This window comes from Amorphoplanes friuliensis DSM 7358, assembly GCF_000494755.1.
GTDB lineage: Bacteria > Actinomycetota > Actinomycetes > Mycobacteriales > Micromonosporaceae > Actinoplanes > Actinoplanes friuliensis.
Window position 1 is genome coordinate 2,422,295 of the sequence record NC_022657.1, and the last position, 17,050, is coordinate 2,439,344.

17 protein-coding genes are annotated in these 17,050 nt (G+C 69.7%); 9 read left to right on the forward strand and 8 right to left on the reverse strand.

Translation table 11 applies throughout. The annotated features are described in order from the left end of the window. Window positions 1–5 precede the first annotated feature (5 nt). From AFR_RS11290 to AFR_RS11310, 5 genes are read left to right on the forward strand one after another with little or no spacing between them, the layout of a single operon-like run. A complete protein-coding gene (locus AFR_RS11290) occupies window positions 6–989 on the forward strand; it encodes a carbohydrate ABC transporter permease (protein ID WP_023360483.1) in 984 nt (327 codons plus the stop codon). Further along, the gene (locus AFR_RS11295) at window positions 989–1,888 is read left to right on the forward strand and encodes a carbohydrate ABC transporter permease (protein WP_023360485.1); all 900 of its coding nucleotides are present in this window, start codon (window positions 989–991) and stop codon (window positions 1,886–1,888) included. The genes AFR_RS11290 and AFR_RS11295 overlap by 1 nt, the downstream gene beginning before the upstream one ends. A 35-nt stretch (window positions 1,889–1,923) precedes the next feature. Further along, window positions 1,924–3,357, forward strand: a complete 1,434-nt coding sequence (gene ngcE, locus AFR_RS11300) for an N-acetylglucosamine/diacetylchitobiose ABC transporter substrate-binding protein (RefSeq protein ID WP_023360487.1) — start codon at window positions 1,924–1,926, stop codon at window positions 3,355–3,357. A 54-nt stretch (window positions 3,358–3,411) separates the two neighbouring features. After that, the gene (locus AFR_RS11305) at window positions 3,412–4,323 is read left to right on the forward strand and encodes a carbohydrate ABC transporter permease (protein ID WP_023360488.1); all 912 of its coding nucleotides are present in this window, start codon (window positions 3,412–3,414) and stop codon (window positions 4,321–4,323) included. A 19-nt stretch (window positions 4,324–4,342) separates the two neighbouring features. After that, window positions 4,343–5,278, forward strand: a complete 936-nt coding sequence (locus tag AFR_RS11310) for a carbohydrate ABC transporter permease (RefSeq protein WP_041840789.1) — start codon at window positions 4,343–4,345, stop codon at window positions 5,276–5,278. 56 nt (window positions 5,279–5,334) lie between these two features. On the opposite strand, the gene AFR_RS11315 is transcribed toward AFR_RS11310, so the two are convergent. The 3 genes from AFR_RS11315 to AFR_RS11325 are packed head-to-tail and all read right to left on the reverse strand — an operon-like array spanning window position 5,335 to window position 9,231. Beyond that, on the reverse strand, window positions 5,335–5,784 hold the full coding sequence (locus tag AFR_RS11315) for an SRPBCC family protein (RefSeq protein ID WP_023360491.1): 450 nt from the start codon (window positions 5,782–5,784) through the stop codon (window positions 5,335–5,337). Window positions 5,785–5,788: 4 nt separating this feature from the next. Further along, the gene (locus AFR_RS11320; protein WP_023360492.1) at window positions 5,789–6,994 is read right to left on the reverse strand and encodes an MFS transporter; all 1,206 of its coding nucleotides are present in this window, start codon (window positions 6,992–6,994) and stop codon (window positions 5,789–5,791) included. Next, window positions 6,991–9,231 carry a glycoside hydrolase family 3 C-terminal domain-containing protein gene (locus AFR_RS11325; RefSeq protein WP_023360494.1) on the reverse strand — a complete coding sequence of 747 codons (2,241 nt, stop codon included), beginning with the start codon at window positions 9,229–9,231 and terminating at the stop codon, window positions 6,991–6,993. Before AFR_RS11325 ends, AFR_RS11320 begins: the two co-directional genes overlap by 4 nt. A gap of 60 nt (window positions 9,232–9,291) precedes the next feature. Here AFR_RS11325 and AFR_RS11330 point away from each other — a divergent pair, with 60 nt between their 5' ends. Next, window positions 9,292–9,888 carry a TetR/AcrR family transcriptional regulator gene (locus AFR_RS11330; RefSeq protein WP_023360495.1) on the forward strand — a complete coding sequence of 199 codons (597 nt, stop codon included), beginning with the start codon at window positions 9,292–9,294 and terminating at the stop codon, window positions 9,886–9,888. A gap of 41 nt (window positions 9,889–9,929) precedes the next feature. After that, window positions 9,930–11,609 carry a bifunctional 3'-5' exonuclease/DNA polymerase gene (locus AFR_RS11335; RefSeq protein ID WP_023360497.1) on the forward strand — a complete coding sequence of 560 codons (1,680 nt, stop codon included), beginning with the start codon at window positions 9,930–9,932 and terminating at the stop codon, window positions 11,607–11,609. A 3-nt stretch (window positions 11,610–11,612) separates the two neighbouring features. On the opposite strand, the gene AFR_RS11340 is transcribed toward AFR_RS11335, so the two are convergent. After that, a complete protein-coding gene (locus tag AFR_RS11340) occupies window positions 11,613–13,478 on the reverse strand; it encodes an ATP-binding protein (protein WP_023360498.1) in 1,866 nt (621 codons plus the stop codon). 189 nt (window positions 13,479–13,667) lie between these two features. On the opposite strand from AFR_RS11340, the gene AFR_RS46710 reads away from it, so the two are divergent. Together AFR_RS46710 and AFR_RS11345 are read left to right on the forward strand one after the other, a co-directional pair. Further along, entirely contained in the window at window positions 13,668–13,805 is a 138-nt protein-coding gene (locus tag AFR_RS46710; protein WP_158510522.1) for a hypothetical protein, read from the forward strand. 144 nt (window positions 13,806–13,949) lie between these two features. Continuing rightward, window positions 13,950–15,146: an acyl-CoA dehydrogenase family protein gene (locus AFR_RS11345; protein ID WP_023360500.1), complete on the forward strand. Its 1,197-nt coding sequence runs from the start codon at window positions 13,950–13,952 to the stop codon at window positions 15,144–15,146. Here AFR_RS11345 and AFR_RS11350 read toward each other — a convergent pair. From AFR_RS11350 to AFR_RS11365, 4 genes are read right to left on the reverse strand one after another with little or no spacing between them, the layout of a single operon-like run. Beyond that, window positions 15,139–15,672 carry a GAF domain-containing protein gene (locus tag AFR_RS11350; RefSeq protein ID WP_023360502.1) on the reverse strand — a complete coding sequence of 178 codons (534 nt, stop codon included), beginning with the start codon at window positions 15,670–15,672 and terminating at the stop codon, window positions 15,139–15,141. The two genes, AFR_RS11345 and AFR_RS11350, sit on opposite strands and share 8 nt — an antisense overlap. After that, window positions 15,669–16,265, reverse strand: a complete 597-nt coding sequence (locus AFR_RS11355) for a GTP-binding protein (protein ID WP_023360504.1) — start codon at window positions 16,263–16,265, stop codon at window positions 15,669–15,671. Before AFR_RS11355 ends, AFR_RS11350 begins: the two co-directional genes overlap by 4 nt. Beyond that, complete coding sequence (locus tag AFR_RS11360; protein ID WP_041840790.1) at window positions 16,243–16,614, reverse strand: DUF742 domain-containing protein; 372 nt, start codon at window positions 16,612–16,614, stop codon at window positions 16,243–16,245. Before AFR_RS11360 ends, AFR_RS11355 begins: the two co-directional genes overlap by 23 nt. 2 nt (window positions 16,615–16,616) lie before the next feature. Further along, window positions 16,617–17,042, reverse strand: a complete 426-nt coding sequence (locus AFR_RS11365; RefSeq protein WP_023360508.1) for a roadblock/LC7 domain-containing protein — start codon at window positions 17,040–17,042, stop codon at window positions 16,617–16,619. Window positions 17,043–17,050: the final 8 nt, after the last annotated feature.

Sequence of the window (17,050 nt, forward strand, 5' to 3'; positions counted from 1 at the left end):
GACCGATGTCCGTCGTCGACTCCCCGTCCGCACCGCCGGCGCAGCAGCCGACGGCGCCGGATCAGGCGGATGGCACCCGGCTCAAGCGTCGTTCGGCCACCAGCGGCGGCCTCGCGCCCCTGGTGCTCACACTGCCCGCACTGTTGCTGCTCGCCGGACTGCTGGGGTACCCGCTGGTCCGGATGGTCGTCCTGTCCTTCCAGAGCATGGGCCTGCGCCAGCTGTTCGGGAATCTGCCGCCGGACAACGTCGGTTTTGCCAACTACGTCAAGATCTTCACGAACCAGACGTTCTACGAGGTCGTCGCCCGCACGGTGACCTTCACCGTCGTGTCGGTGCTGCTCACGGTCGTGCTCGGGCTGGGTGTGGCGCTGTTGATGCGCCGGGTCGCGCCGAGCATCCGGATCGTCATGATCATTGCGATGATGTTCGTCTGGGCCATGCCGCAGCTGGTCGCCACGCAGACCTTCCGCTGGCTGGTCGACTCCGACTTCGGCGTCCTCAACTACCTGATCGACCTGCTGCCCGGTGTCGATTTTGCCAACCACAGCTGGTTCGCCGACCCGATCCAGGGCTGGACCGTGATCACCTCGATCGTGGTCTGGGCCGGCATCCCCTTCATCGCGATCACCCTCAACGCCGGTCTGACCCAGGTGCCCAAGGAACTGCTCGAGGCGGCCACCGTCGACGGCGCCTCGACCTGGCAGGCCCTGCTCAAGGTGACGCTGCCGATCCTCAAGCCCCTGCTGGTCATCGTCACCACGCTGTCGGTCATCTGGAACTTCGGCCTCTTCACCCAGGTCTGGGGCGTGCGCAACGGCCGGCCCGAGGAGGACTACCAGGTGCTCGCGACCTGGTCGTACAGCACGGCGTTCCAGAACAACAACTACGGGATGGGCTCGGCCATCGCCGTTGTCACGGTGCTCCTGCTGCTGGGCGTGACCGCCTTCTACATGCGGCAGATGTTCAGGATCGGAGACGTGGACTGATGGTCGCCACCGCACCGCAGACCGCCGTACGCAAGCGGCGCCGCAAGCCGGTCGAGTCCGACGTGCCGACGGTCGGCCGCAGCGCGGCCGGCACGATCGCCGCCAACACTCTCGGCGTGTTGTTCGCCGTCGTGATGTTCTTCCCGGTCTACTGGGTGATCAACACGTCGTTCAAGCCGGCGAACGAGATCCTGACGTTCGAGCCGACGTTCTGGCCGCACACGTTCACGTTCGACAACTTCCGGTCGGCCTTCAACGCGCCGTTCTTCCAGCAGAACCTGATCAACGGTGTGCTCATCACCTGCGGCGCGGTCGCGGGTGCGCTGATCGTCGGCTTCCTGGCGGCACTCGCCATCGCCCGTTTCCGGTTCTACGGCCGCAGGGCGATCATCCTCGTCGTCCTGTCGGTCCAGATGGTGCCGTTCATCGCGATCCTGATCCCGCTGTACCTGATGCTCCAGGGCGCCAACCTCACCAACAAGCTCGGCGGCGTCACCCTGGTGTACATCGTGCTGATCCTGCCGTACACGGTGTGGACCTTGCGTGGTTTCATTCAGGCCATCCCGCGGGAGCTGGACGAGGCTGCGCTGATCGACGGCGCCAGCCGTTTCCAGGTCTTCTGGAAGATCATCCTGCCGCTGACCGGCCCCGGCCTGGTCGCGACCTCGGTCTACGGCTTCATCCAGGCCTGGAACGAGTTCATCATCATCAACACTCTGAACGACCAGGCCCACCAGAATCTGATGGCCTGGCTCTTGCAGAACCAGACGAGCCGTGGCACCTTCTGGGGCCCGCTCATGGCAGGGTCGATCTTGACCGCTCTCCCGGTGGTCATCTTCTTCCTGATCGTCCAGCGCAACATCGCAACCGGCCTGACGGCTGGCGCCGTCAAGGGCTGACCCGGCACCGCATCAACACCCTGAGGAGAAAGCGAATGTCCGAGATTTTTAAGCCCGAGGTCGACCGCCGGACGCTGCTGCGCCGTGCGGCCGCTGTCGGCCTGCTCGCCACCCCTGCCGTCACGATGCTGAGCGCCTGTGTCGGCGGCGGCAGCGACGACAAGGCGGACGCGGACAAGCCGGCCGGTACGGTCTCCGCGACCAACCCGCTGGGCATCAAGGAGGACGAGCCGCTGGAGATCATCATCTTCAACGGTGGCCTCGGCACCAAGTACGCGACGGACGTCGACATCCCGTCGTACAACAAGTCGTTCCCGAACTCCAAGGTCACGTTCAACCAGGCCGAGGAGATCGCGACGGTCGTGCAGCCGCGGTTCAGCGGTGGCACCCCGCCCGACATGATCAACAACTCCGGCTCGAAGCTGATGGACCAGGGCGCGCTCGTCCAGGCCGGCCAGGTCCAGGACCTGACCGAGCTGTTCGCGGCCCCGTCGCTGGACATCCCGGGCAAGACCGTCAAGGACACCCTGATCCCGGGCACCGTGGAGCAGGGCACGTTCAACGAGAAGCCGTACGTCCTGAACTACGCGTTCACGGTCTTCGGCCTCTGGTACTCCGGCAAGCTGTTCAAGGACAACGGCTGGACCGTGCCGGCGACCTGGGCGGACTTCACCGCGCTGCTCGAGAAGATGAAGGCCAAGGGCATCACGCCGTTCGGCTACGCGGGTGCGAACGCGCCGTACTACATGTACACCGCGATCCTCACCAGCGCCGCCAAGATCGGTGGCGCCGACATCCTCAAGAACATCGACAACCTCGAGGACGGTGCCTGGACGAACGACGCCGTCAAGCAGGCCGCCGCCGCGTGGGCCGAGGTCGGTGCGAAGTACTCGAACAAGGCGTTCCTCGGTCTCAAGCACACCGAGGTCCAGCTGCAGCAGGACCAGTACAAGGTCGGCCTCTACCCGTGTGGTTCGTGGCTGGAGAACGAGCAGGCCAAGGACACCCCGGCCGGCTTCGACTACCAGATCATGCCGATCCCGAGCGTCACCGCCGCCGACAAGCTCCCCGTCACCGCGCTGTACGCCGCGGCCGGCGAGCAGTACTTCGTCGCCAGCAAGGGCAAGAACCCCAAGGGTGGCATGGAGTTCCTGCGCCACATGCTGAGCAAGGCCGGCGCCGTCGGCTTCACCCAGCTGACCAAGACGCTGACCGTCGTCGCCGGTGCCACCGACGGCATGGAGATCAGCGCCGGTCTGACCTCGGGCAACAAGGCGCTGGGCGCGGCGGGTGCCGACACCTTCAGCTTCCGCTTCGACACCTGGTACAAGAAGCTGGACGACGAGCTGCGCGCCGCCACGAACGAGCTGTTCTACCAGGGCGGTACCGCTGACAAGTTCGTCACGCGGATGCAGAAGGCCGCCGACGCGATCAAGAAGGACTCCTCGATCGAGAAGTTCAAGCGCTGATCCTGCTCGACCCGCCGACGACGTAACCGCACCCACGAACGGAGCAAGAGAACCATGAAGCACGGCAGGTACCCGTTCATCATTGGCTTCCTGATCGTGCCGCTGGCCATCTATGGCACGTTCGTGGTTGCGGCCTACCTCCAGGCGTTCCAGCTGTCGTTCACCAACTGGCGGGGCTTCTCGCCGGACGTGAACTACATCGGCTTCGACAACTTCGTGAAGCTGTTCTCGGATGACACGTTCTGGAAGGCGATCCGGCATCACATCGTGTTGCTGATCTTCCTGCCGCTGATCACGATCATCCTGGCGCTCTTCTTCGCGTTCCTGCTCAACGTGGGTGGCGGGTCGAAGGGCGGACGGACCCGGGGTGTCTGGGGGTCGAAGTTCTACCGTGTGGTGTTCTTCTTCCCCCAGCTCCTCGCCCTGGCTCTGGTGGCCGTCATCTTCGCCCGGGTCTACTCCCCGGACGACAGCGGTCTGATCAACGGCCTGCTCAACCAGATCGGCTCCGGCCCGATCCTGTTCCTGGCCGACAAGAACCTGGCGCTGTGGTCGATCCTGGCCGTGCTCGTCTGGCAGGCCGTCGGTTTCTACGTCGTGCTCTTCTCCGCCGGCATGGGGTCCATCCCGACGGAGATCTACGAGGCGGCGGCCCTGGACGGCGCGACCCGCGGGACGCTGTTCTTCAAGGTGACGCTGCCGCTGCTCTGGAACACCCTGCAGGTCGCCTGGGTCTACCTCGGCATCGCCGCCTTCGACGCGTTCGCCCTGGTCAACGTCATGTCGGTGGACCGCGGTGGCCCGGACGGCGCGACCACGGTGCTCGGCCTGGAGATCTTCCGCAACATGCAGGACTACGCGCAGTTCGGCTATGCCTCGGCCATGGGCGTCGTGCTGTTCTTCCTGACCATCACTTTCGCGGCGCTGACCCTGCGGGTCACCCGGCGCGACGCGATCGAGCTGTGAGCCGGACCGGGAGTCCACGATGACAAACCTGATGCGTTCCGAGAGCCCGGCGACCCCGCCCGGCACCGTGAAGTACCCCGGCCGGCGCCACGCCGCGGCCGCGAGCCGCGAGAAGGGCGACGCCAAGCTGTTCAGCGGCTTCGCCCACGTCGCCCTCGCGGTCTGGGGCATCCTGGTGATCGCCCCGCTGATCTGGGTGATCCTGGCCTCGTTCAAGAGCAACACCGAGATCTTCACGGCCGCGCCGTTCAGCCTGCCGAGCAAGATCTCGTTCGAGACCTACAAGACGGCGTGGACCGAGGCGCACATCGGGCGCTACTTCCTCAACAGCGTCTTCGTGGTCGGGCTCAGCACCGCCGGCACCATGATCTTCGGGTCGATGGCGGCCTACGTGCTGGCGCGGTACAAGTTCTTCGGCAACCGCGCGATCTACTACCTGTTCGTGTCGGGCCTGGCGTTCCCGGTGTTCATGGCCATCGTGCCGCTGTTCCTGATCCTGCAGAACCTCAACCTGCTGAACACCTACACCGGCCTGATCCTGGTCTACATCGCGTACTCGCTGCCGTTCACGGTCTTCTTCATGACGGCGTTCTTCAAGACGCTGCCGAACCAGATCGCCGAGGCCGCGATCGTCGACGGCGCCTCCCACACGCGGCTGTTCTTCCAGGTCATGCTGCCGATGGCCCGGTCCGGCCTGGTCAGCATCACGATCTTCAACATCGTCGGCCAGTGGAACCAGTACCTGCTGCCGGTGGCGATCATGCAGGGCGCCGGTGCGGACCAGAAGTGGGTGCTCACCCAGGGCATCGCGAACATCTCGGTGTCCGCGGGTTACCAGGCCAACTGGGCCGCGCTCTTCGCGGCCCTCACCCTGTCGATCCTGCCGATGATCCTCGTGTACGCGTTCTTCCAGCGCCAGATCCAGTCGGGCCTCACCGCGGGCGCGACCAAGTAGTCCTCAGCACCGCAAACGGGCGGCGCCACTCCACGGGGGAGGGGCGCCGCCCGTTTTCACGCCACGCGCCGGATGTAGGCCGCGCGTTGTTTCAGCAGCCGGCGCAGATAGGGCGCAAGCACCAGCCGGGTCACCAGCGCGCCGAATGCACCCAGCGGAGCACTGACGGTCATCCGGTCGGTCATTCGCGTGGCGCTCGTACCCAGATCCTCGAAGTGATGCTCGTGGTGCAGGGAGCGGAAGGGGCCCCGGGTCTGCTCGTCGACGAAGCGGTGCGGCGGCTCCCAGGCGGTGATCCGGCTGGTCATCCGCCAGGGCAGCCCGAAGTGTGTCGCCCGGAAGGTCGCCTCGTCACCGAGGGTGAGCCGGCGCCGGCCGGTGCTCGTGGTGGCGGTCTCGCGGCTGCCGCGCAGGGATCCGGCGTGCACGTCGACGTCGAGTTCGAGGTCGAACACCCGGCGCGGGGCCGCGTCGACGACGGTCACCACCTCGATCACGGTCGGCATCCGGTCAGCGTAGATCCGGATTGCGGTTGAGCAGCACGCGGCCGAGCAACAGCGTGCCGATGCCCGCGGCGACCACGCTGAGCAGCCCGACGCGCAGGCTGCTGTGGTCGGCGACCAGGCCCACCAGCGGTGGCGAGAGCAGGAAGCCGATGCGCAGCACCCAGCTCACGACGGTCAGGCCCAGGCCGTGGGCCAGCCCGGGCAGCTCGTCCGCGGTGTGCATCGCCGCCGGGACCAGCGTTGCCGTGCCCAGCCCGGCCAGCGCGAAGCCGGCCAGTGCCGAGGGCACCGACGGCCAGACGAGCGCAAAACCCATCCCGGCGGCGGCCAGTGCGCCGCCCGCCCGGACCACCGTGCGCTGGCCGAAACGGTCGACGGCCCGGTCGCCCAGCAGCCGTCCGACGGTCATGGCCACCTGCAGGGACACGAACGCAAGACCGGCGGTGGCCGCTCCGGCGCTGAGGTAGTCGGTCAGGAACAGCGCGCCCCACGAGGCGCCGGCGTCCTCGACCAGTGCGCCGAAAGCCGCCAGGGCACCGAGCGCGGCCAGCATGCGGACCAGGGCCCAGGTCAGGGCATGCCGGGCCGGCGCGGACCCGGTGGCCGGTTCCGCCCGCTCGGCGTCCTCCGGTCCGGGCAGCATGAACCTGTACGCGACCAGCGCGACCACGCTGAACAGCGCACCGGCGACGGCCAGGTGCACGACGAGCGGGATCCTCAGCCCGGCCGCCGCCGAGCCCATGAGCCCGCCGAGCACCGCACCGATGCTCCACACACCGTGGAACGAGTTGACGATCGAGCGGCCGTAGAGCCGCTGCACGCGCAGGCCGTGGGCGTTCTGGGCGACGTCGACGATGGCGTCGGCCGCACCCGCGGCGAACAGCACCAGCCCCAGCGCCCACCACGTCGGCGCGAACGCCACCAGCAGGAACGCGGCGGCGACCGTCACGATCCCGAAGGCCGCCGACCGCGAGGAGCGGAACCGGCGGATCGCGGCCGAGGCGAACAGCCCACCGGTCAGGGCGCCGAGCGGGCCGGCGGCCAGGGCGGTGCCCAGCAGCGCGTTGCTGACGTCGAGCGTCTCCTTGAGCTCCGGGTAGCGCGGCACGACGTTGGAGAACAGCGCGCCGTTGGTGAGGAACAGCACCGCGACAGCGATCCGGGCCCGCCGCGCCTGCTGGGACGGCGCGGCGGCGACGGTTGCGGTCACCGCGCGGAGAACCGCTGCACAGCGGCGTCGACGTCGGGCTCGGTCACCGGGAAGCCCGGGAACCGTGAGAGGCGCTGCAGCGGGATCGCCCGCATCATCTGGCCGTTGGTCGGGTCGGACAGCATGGCGGTGAACATTCCCTCACCGAGCTGCTCGCGCAGCCACGGGCCGGCGGCGGGGTGCTCGAGCCAGACGTCCACCGACGACTCGGGCGCCAGGGGAGCGAGGTAGCCGTCACCGGACAGCTCGACGGTGCCCTCGAGCCGGATGTCGCGCGACGACGAGCCGACCCGGATCCCGAACGTGCCGCCCTCGACGATCCAGCGCCCGGCCGTCTCGTGCCAGAAGGCGAACGCCCGCGAGTCCAGGGACAGGGTCACCGACGTGCTCTCGCCCGGCGCCAGGACGGCCTGGGTGAACGCGCGCAGCTCCTGCTCGGGCCGGAAGACGGTCGCCTGCGGGTCGGTGACGTAGACCTGCACGGTCTCGCGGCCGCTGCGCTCGCCGGTGTTGGTGACCGTCAGCGACACCTGGACGGTGTCACCGTCGGCCTGCAGCGCGAGGTCGCTGTAGGCGAAGGTCGTGTAGGACAGGCCGTGGCCGAACGGGTACGCGACCTCCAGGCGGTGCGCGTCGTACCAGCGGTAGCCGATCAGCAGGCCCTCGCCGTACCGGACGTGGCCGAGCTCGCCGGGGAACGCGCCGATCGTGGGGTTGTCCTCGAAACGGACGGGGACGGTCTCGGCGAGCCGGCCCGCCGGGTCGGCCGCACCGAGCAGCAGGTCGGCGGTCGCCGCGCCACCGGCCTGGCCGAGCAGCCAGCCCTCCAGCACGGCCTGCGCGCGGTCCTGCCAGGGCGTGAGGGTGACCACCGAGCCGTTGGAGAGCACCACGACCAGGCGCGGGTTGGCGTCCGCGACGGCGTGCAGCAGAGCGATCTGCTGGGCCGGCAGGTCCATGTGCGCGCGGTCGTAGCCCTCGGACTCGTACGACGGCGGCAGCCCGAGGAACAGCACGGCGACCTCGGCTTCGCGGGCGACGCGGACGGCCTCGTCGACCAGTGCGGCGTCGGCCTGCTCGGACTCGATCACAAAGCCGGGCGCGAAGGTGACCTCACGGTCCGCGGCGGCCCGCAGCGCGTCCAGGGCGCTGTCCACCCGGGTCGGGTTGACCTGCGAGGAGCCGGCGCCCTGGAAGCGGGGAGAGCGGGCGAACTCGCCGATGACCGCGATCGTCCCGCCGGTCCGCGGGTCGAGGGGGAGCAGACCACCCTCGTTCTTGAGCAGCACGGCGCTGGCGGCCGCCGCCTCCCGGGCGAGCGTGTGGTGCGCCTCGGCGTCGAAGGTCTGCCCCGGCGCCAGGGCGGGCAGCGAGCGGTCGATCAGCGTCAGGACGCGGGTCACGGCCCGGTCGACGTCGGCCTCGCTCAGCGTCCCGGCCTTGACCGCGTCGAGGACCACCTGGGTGCCGGCGCCGCCGGAGGACGGCATCTCGAGGTCGAGCCCGGCGGCCACCCCGTGGTCACGGCGGTTGACCGCACCCCAGTCGGAGACGACCAGGCCCTCGAAGCCCCACTCGTCGCGCAGGACCTGGGTGAGCAGCCACGGGTCCTCACTGGCGTACGTGCCGTTGATCTTGTTGTAGGAGCACATGACCGTCCAGGGCTGCGCCTGCTTGACCACCCGCTCGAAGGCCGGGAAGTAGATCTCCCGCAGGGTGCGCTCGTCGGCGTCGGCGGAGATCGTCATCCGCTCGGTCTCCTGGTTGTTGGCCGCGAAGTGCTTGAGCGACGCGCCCACACCCTGGCTCTGCACGCCGTTGACCAGCGCGGCGCCGAGCTCACCGGCGAGCAACGGGTCCTCGGAGAAGTACTCGAAGTTGCGCCCGCACAGCGGCGAGCGCTTCATGTTGACACCCGGCCCGAGCAGCACCGCGACCTCCTCGGCGCGGCACTCGCGGCCCAGCGCCTCGCCGATGCGCACGAGCAGCTCGGGGTTCCAGGTGGAGGCCAGGCCCGCGGCGGGCGGGAAGCAGGTCGCCGGGACGCTGTCGTTGAGACCGACATGATCCGAGTCGCCGGCCTGCTTGCGCAGGCCGTGCGGCCCGTCGGTGACCATCACACCGGGAACGCCCAGGCGCTCGACCGGTTGGGTACGCCAGAAGTCGGCGCCGTCGAGGAGCCCGGCCTTCTCCTCGAGGGTGAGCGCGGCCAGCAGGGCGGGGATGTCGAGTCTCATAACACGACCGTAACAATGAAAACCTCCGTGCGGAAGTTTTTGTGGCCCTACGATGGGCCGATGACCGACGCCCCCGAGACCACGCGCCGTGGTGCGTACGACAAAGGGGTCCGCCGTCGCCGCGAGATCCTGGACCGGGCGATCGAGGTCTTCGCCGAGCGGGGCGCCGAGGGCACGTCGCTGCGCGCGATCGGCGAGGCCATCGGGGTGTCGCACGCGGCGCTCAAGCACTACTTCGCCTCGCGCGAGGAACTGCTGATCGAGGTCTACCGGGCCGCCGAGGAACGCTCGATGACCGAGGACCGGCCGCCGGCGGACAGCACGGTGGTCGGCTTCATGACCCACGCGGCCCGCCGCAACCACGGGGTGCCCGGGCTGGTCCAGCTCTACTCGACGCTGGTGGCGGGTGCGCTGGAGGAGGGTCACGAGCCGTCCCGGGCGTTCTTCGGCGCCCGCTTCGCCGACCTGCGGAGGTTCCTGGCCTCCCGGGTCGAGGCCGAGCAGAAAGCGGGCCGGATCCGCCCGGACATCGCCCCCGAGGCGGCCGCGGCGCTGATCATCGCGGCGTCCGACGGACTGCAGACCCAATGGCTGCTCGACCCCCGGGTCAACATCGAGACCTCCCTCGAGCTGCTGGAGAGCCTGCTCAGCACCTGAATGTCAGACCCACCCGGCACAATGGCGGAGTGCTGGTAGCGGTGGTGTCCGACGACGGGAGCTGGCACGGCTCCGGCCGCTGGCAGCAGCTGCACCCCGACGGCCGGCCCGCCGGTGAGCCGCAGTCCGTCACCGACCTGCCCGCCGCCATCGCCGCCCGCGAGGCCGCCGAGCATCCCCGCTGGCTGTGGAGCGCCACCACCGAGGGTTACCCCACGCTGCTGCGCGCCGGGGTCCGGGTGGCCCGCTGCCACGACGTCGAGCTGACCGAGGCGCTGCTGCTGGGTCACGCGGGCCGCTGGGGTGAGCCCCGCGCGCTGCGGGCGGCCTGGGCCCGCCTGACCGGCGCCCCCGTGCCCGCCGACCCGCCGCCGCGCCTGGCCGAGCCGCCCGGCTTCGCCCAGGCCGCCCTCTTCGAGGCGATGACCGGCCCGCCGACCGCCGCCGGCTCGGTAGTCCTCGAGGCCTTGACCAGCGTGTACGCCGACCAGCACGCCCGCATCGCGGCAACGGCCCAGCCGGGGCGCTTCGCGCTGCTCGTGGCCGCGGAGTCCGCCGGTGCCCTGGTCGGCGCCGAGATGGGCCACGCCGGTCTCCCGTGGCGTGCCGACATCCACGACCAGCTCCTGCGCGACCTGCTCGGCCCGCCCCAGCCCGTCGGGCCACCCCGCAAACTGGCCGAGCTGGCCGCCGAGATCAACGCCGCGTTCGGCCTGCGCGGCCTGCACCCCGACTCCCCGGCCGAGGTGCTGCGCGCGTTCTCCCGCGCGGGCATCGACATCCCGAACACCCGCGCCTGGGTCCTGCGCACCGTCGAGCACCCGGCGGTGAAGCCCCTGCTCGAATACAAGGAGCTCTACCGCATCTGGACCGCCCACGGCTGGACCTGGCGCGACGCCTGGGTCAGCGAGGGCCGCTTCCGCCCGGAGTACGTCCCCGGCGGTGTCGTCTCCGGCCGCTGGGCCACCCGCGGCGGCGGCGCCCTGCAGGTCCCCAAGGTCGTGCGCCGCGCGGTCGTCGCCGACCCGGGCTGGCGTTTTGTCGTCGCCGACGCCGGCCAGCTCGAGCCCCGCGTCCTCGCGGCCGTCTCCGGCGACGGCCGCCTCGCCAAGGCCGGCGCGGCCGGCGACCTCTACGCCGCCCTGGCCACCGACTCCTTCGGCGGCGACCGGGCCAAAGCCAAGATCGCCCTGCTCGGCGCGATGTACGGCCAGACCGGCGGCGCCGCGATCCCGGCCCTGGCGGTGCTGCGCCAGAGCTACCCGACCGCTTTCGAGTACGTCGAGGCCGCCGCCCGCACCGGCGAGGCAGGCGGCCTGGTGCGCTCCTGGCTCGGCCGCACCTGCCCCCCGGCCTCGACCGCCTGGCGCGACGCCGGCCTCGAGCCCCCGGAGGAGTCGGGCTCGTCCGAGCCCCAGGGCGGCGCCTCGGGCCGCGCCCGCGGCCGCTTCACCCGCAACTTCGTCATCCAGGCGACGGCGGCGGAATGGGCCCTGGTGCTGCTGGCGACCCTGCGGACGGCCTTGCAGGGCACCCGCGCCGAGCTGGTCCTTTTCGTCCACGACGAGGTGGGGGTGCACTGCCCGGCCGAGGAGGCCGACCAGGTCGCCGAGGCCGTCCGCGCCAGCGCCACCAAGGCCGGTGACCTGCTCTTCGGCACTACCGCGGTCCGCTTCCCCCTCGACGTGTCGATCGTGGAGTGTTACGCCGACGCGGCCTGAGTCTCACATGACCGGGCCGCTGTAGGTCATGGCCCAGCTGGCGGCACCAGGCTCCAGCCGGGCCTGCACCTCGGCGCCGTTGACGTGCACGGACATCGCCACGGCCCGGCCGTCGGAGAAGCGGAACTCCCGGACGAAGCGGATCCGCTCACCCTGCGGGTCGACCGCCGCGACGGCGTCCATCGGGGTCATCCGCGTCATCGCCAGCCGGTGGCGGACACCCTGCTCGTCGAAGACCTCGGTGGCGAAGGGGCCCGAGAACACGATGGCGGTCGCGGCGGACAGATAGTTCTCCACCGCGGTCAGTCCCGCGACGAGGTCGGTGACCTCACCCCGGTTCGAGCTGCCGTACCGGGCGTGCAGGTCGCGGGCCAGGGAGGTCCGCAGTTCCTCCGCCCGGGCGGCGACGGGGCCGCACTGCTCCCGGATCAGGGCGGAGACCAGCGGATCGCGGGACGGGTAGACCAGCCCGTACCGCGGGAGCATCGCGTAGGTCCGGGCGACCACGGCCTGGGCGGTGTTCTGGTTGATCCGCTGCAGGAGCCGCAGCGACGTGGCGATGATCGTCGGGTTGGTGTAGTCCAGCTCGTGGATCGCGGCCAGCTCCACCGTCGCGGCGGTGTACTCGTCGTGGGTGCGCAGTTGCCGCATCGTCGTGGCGTAGAAGGTCGAGATGCGGTTGGCGGGGACCGGCTCGATCAGCTCGATCACCGCGGACGGGCTGGTCTGCAGGCTGTGCCAGACGTCGAAGACGTCCAGGTGGCCGGTGGCGTTGCGCAGCAGGGTGACGATGCCGTGGATCAGGCCGGGCCGCCCACCGGTCATCGCGGCGATCGCGCCCGCCTCCCATCTGCTCAGCTCCGGCACCAGGGCGCCGACCAGCGTGGTCGCCGCCGACGGGCGCAGGCCGCGCAACGGGGTGGGCACGGGCTCGGCCAGCGGCGCGTGGGAGGTGGCGATGACCGGCCGCCGCGGCGACGTGCCGACCAGGGCGGTCACGGTACGGATGTCGGTGACGTCGTCGAGCACCACCGCCGGGGGCGAGCTGTCGCGGTGCAGGAACTGGCGGAACTGCCGCATGGCGTCGGCCAGGACCGGTCCCACCTCGGGCGTCCCGTTGGCCTCCAGGAAAGCGGCGATGTCGGCGTAGAGGTGGTGCTCGTCGCCGGCGCGGAGCCACACGAGGTCGCCGGCCCGCAGCAACCGCGCGCACACCTCGCGGACCAGGCGCGACTTGCCGATGCCCGGCTCGCCGACCAGGGACACCAGCTCCGGGTCGGCGGCGGTGAGGGTACGCAGCAGGACGTCGAAGACGGGATTGTCCACATAGACCGTGGCGGCCGGCGCCTCGGGCGCGTAGCGCAGCAGCGTGGTCGTCCGGGTGCCCGACAACAGCTGCACCACGATTTGCTGGCGCAGCTTGGCGACACGGTCGGAAAAGGTCTGATTGGATTTGGTGAACCCGGACTCGCGGCGGGCATAAGTGACCAGGCGGTTGTATCTTTTGTCCGCGGTCTCGACGATGACGGAATGCATGACCGCGTCGTCGAACGGGCCGAGATCGAAGATGATCTGACCGAGCCGGCGCCAGCTCATCGCGGAGTCCGGCACGAGCACGTCGGCGCTCAGCCCGCGCACCGCGTCCACCATCACCCGTTCGAGGAGGCCGGCCCGCTGCCCGGTCTCCAGGGCGCGCCAGCCCTCGTGGATCTCGTCGATGAGCTCGAAGAGCACCGGGAGGTCGAGGGCACCGCGGCTGGGCAGGACGTCGAACGCCCGCTGGACCGTGCGACCGGCCAGGTCACGCAGCTCCCGGTCGAGCCGGGCCGGTCTGCCGTCGTCGCCGGCCGCCGGATCTGACGAGGTCATAGCTGCCGATTCTGCCATGAGAATCACCGGGAGAAATATTCACGCAAGCGCGGATGTCAATGTCAACTGCGCTGTCATCCGCCGCCCGGATTGACCGCCGAGGTGACATCGCCATTCTTTGCGGGCGGCCGGAAAACGTCTCTAATAGGTCCGCGGAATCGGCACCGGTCGAAAGGCGAGGGAGTGGACGTGGACAACTCTTCGTGTCCTCATTGCACGGATCGTGCGTTCAGGGTCAAGCTGTTGCTCGCCTGGGGCGGTGTGCTCGGTGGTGCGGCCAGTCTTGTCGCCGCGAGCACCGCGCTCGCTCAGGTCTTCATGGGATGATGTCTACTGTGGACCGGTTCGCCCCGGGTTGGCTTGTGGTTTACGTCAGTACTGGTAACAATGTTGACCGAGTGATCTATGACTATCCGTGGTGGCATGGATACGATCAGCTTCCGTCGCTTGCTGTGGCCTCGAGGAGTTTCGGTGGACGCGTACTTCCAGACGGAACGCCATGATCTGTTGCGGCAAGAGGTGCGGGCTTTCGCCGAGACCGAGGTGCGGCTGCGGATCGGTGAGATGGAGGAGTCGCGCGACGTTCAGCACGATCTCTCCCGGCTGATCGCCCGGCAGGGCTGGATCGGCGTCACGATCGGTGTGGAGCACGGCGGGCTCGGGCTCGGGCACCTGGCCAAGACGATCATCATCGAGGAGCTGGCGCGGGTGAGTGGCGCCATGGGTGCCATGGTGCAGGCGTCCCAGCTCGGTGTCGCGAAGATTCTGCACTTCGGCAGTGCCGAGCAGCAGGCGACGTGGCTGCCGGCCATCGCCGCGGGGGACTGTCTGCCCACCATCGCGGTCACCGAGGAGGCGTCCGGCGGGCACGTGCTGGGCATGTCGGCCAGCGCTGTCCGCGACGGCGACGAGTACGTCCTCAACGGGCGCAAGGTTTTTGTCGGCAACAGCCACGTCGGTGACGTGCACGGAGTCGTCCTGCGTACCGGGGCGGGGTCGAAGGGGTTGTCGGCTTTCCTGGTCGAGGCGGACCGGCCCGGCTTCTCGCTCGGGCCGCACCGGGCCGCGATGGGGTTGCACGGGTTCAGCTTCGGGGAGCTCGTCTTCGACAACTGCCGGGTGCCGGCGGCCAACCGGCTCGGGGCCGAGGGTGACGGGCTCTCGGTGGCCTACTCGTCGAGCATCCTCTACGGGCGGCCCAACCTGACCGCTGTTGCGCTCGGCATCCACCAGGCGCTGGTCGAGGAGACCTCGGCGTTCGTCACCGAGCGGCACCGGTACGGCAAGCCCCTCGGTGACCTGCTGCCGATCAAGCTGAAGCTGGGCCAGATGCAGTCACGGCTGATGACCGCGCGGCTGGCCGCCTACCACGCGGTGCACACGCTGGACCTCGGGTTGCCCTGTGACGCGGAGCTGATGAACGCCAAGCTGGTGAACGTCGAGTCCGCACTGGACAGTGCCCGCAACGCCATGGAGATCCACGCCGCGGCCGGGCTCTACCTGGACCGGCCGGTCGAGCGGTATCTCCGCGACGCCCACCACATCTTCGCGCCCGCGGGGACCTCCGACGTGCAGCTGCTGCGGCTGGCCGAGTTCGCGCTGGGCACGGCGAAGGGCCAGTGGTCGCAGCAGCTGGCACCGCGGGTCACCGTGGAGGCGGTCAGCTGACCTCGCGCCGGTGGATCTGCTCGATCAGCTCGGTGGCCAGCGACTTGATGGTCTCCAGGCCGGGGCGGCCCCACGGGCGCGGCTCGACGTCGACGACGCAGATCGTGCCGAGCGTGGTCCCCGTGCGGTCGATCAGGGGCGCGCCGAGGTAGGACCGGATGCCGATCTCGTCGACCACCGGGTTGCCCGCGAATCGGGGGTAATCGCAGACGTCGTCGAGGACCAGGGCCTTGCGCCGCACCACCACGTGCGGGCAGTACCCGTGATCACGGCTCATCACGCGTCCCGGTGACGCGCCGTCACCCTTGGCGGCGGAGTGCAGCCCGGCGAAGTACTGCCGGTCCTCACTGATGAAGTTCACCATCGCGTACGGGGCGCCGGTGACCTCGGTGAGTTTGCGCGCGAACTCGTCGAACTCGGGGTCGGGCTGCTCACCCAGGCCCAGTTCGCGCAGGCGCCGCATGCGCAGCGGCACCTCCAGGTCGGTCGGTGTCAGCGGGTGGTGCGGGGAAGCGTCGTAGATCATGCCGGGCTCCGTACGGGCGTCGGGGTGGAGTTTGCGCCGAGCAGGTGCTGGATGAGACGGACGAGCACACCCGTGGACGACCGGCTGTCACGGGCGTCGCAGGTGACGATCGGCACCTCCGCCCGCAGGTCGAGCGCGGAACGGACATCCTCCGGCTCGTACCGGAAGGAGTTGTCGAACTGGTTGACCGCGATCAGGAAGCCGATGCCGCGGGACTCGAAGAAGTCGACGGCGGCGAAACAGTCCTGCAGGCGGCGGGTGTCGGCCAGCACGACCGCGCCCATGGCCCCGGCCGACAGCTCGTCCCACATGAACCAGAAGCGTTCCTGGCCCGGGGTGCCGAACAGGTAGAGGACGTGGGTGCTGTCGATGGTGATCCGGCCGAAGTCCATCGCCACCGTGGTGGTCGTCTTGCGTTCGATGCCGGTCAGGTTGTCGGTCCCGACACCGGCCGTCGTGAGGATCTCCTCGGTACGCAGGGGCTCGATCTCGCTGACGGCACCCACGAACGTCGTCTTGCCCACGCCGAAACCGCCCGCGATCAGCAGCTTGAGCGCTGTCGGGAAGAGATCAGAGTCGTCGCTGTAATGCATTGAGGATGGTCTCCAGTACCGCCGTGTTGGTGGGTTCGGCCGCCGGGCCGGGGGATCGCGTGTCGACGGCGCCGGCGTCGACCAGGTCGGAAAGCAGGATCTTGGTGACGACCGCCGGCAGCCGCAGCCGCGCCGAGATCTCGGCGACCGTCGTCGGGGTGCTGCACAGACCGAGCGCCTCGGCGTGGTCCGGTTCGAGCCTGCCGTGCGGCAGCCGGCCGGTCGCCCGGACCATCGACAGCAACTCCATGCGGGTGGTCGGCTCGGTGCGTCCGTTGCTCACCGTGTACGGGCGGACCAGACGTCCCGCGGCCTCGTCGACCCAGTGCTCGTCCTCGGCGCTCACCATCGTCACCGTGCCGCGCCGCCGGCGGCCGACCGTACCGGCGTACCGAGGTACGGCCGGACGCTTTTCACGAGCTGGGCCATCTCGTAACCCAGCACACCGGGCTCGGCCTGCGGACCGGCCATCACCGCGAGCACCGCACCGGAGCCGGCGGCGGAGACGAACAGCAGCGCGTCCTGCAGCTCGGCGACGACCTGGCGGACGGTCTCGCCGCCACCGAAGCGGGTGCCGGCGCTGCGGGCCAGGGAGAACAGCCCGGAGGAGATCGCGGCTAGGTGGTCGGCGGCGGCGTCGTCGAGGCCGTACGCCGCTTTGCGCAGCCCGTCCGACGACAGCAGCAGCGCGCTCCGGGTGTCCGGGACGCGTTCGATCAGCCCGGTGAGCAACCAGACGAGGTCCTGCGCGGGGCGTACCGGGTCATTGCTCTGCACTTGAGCGC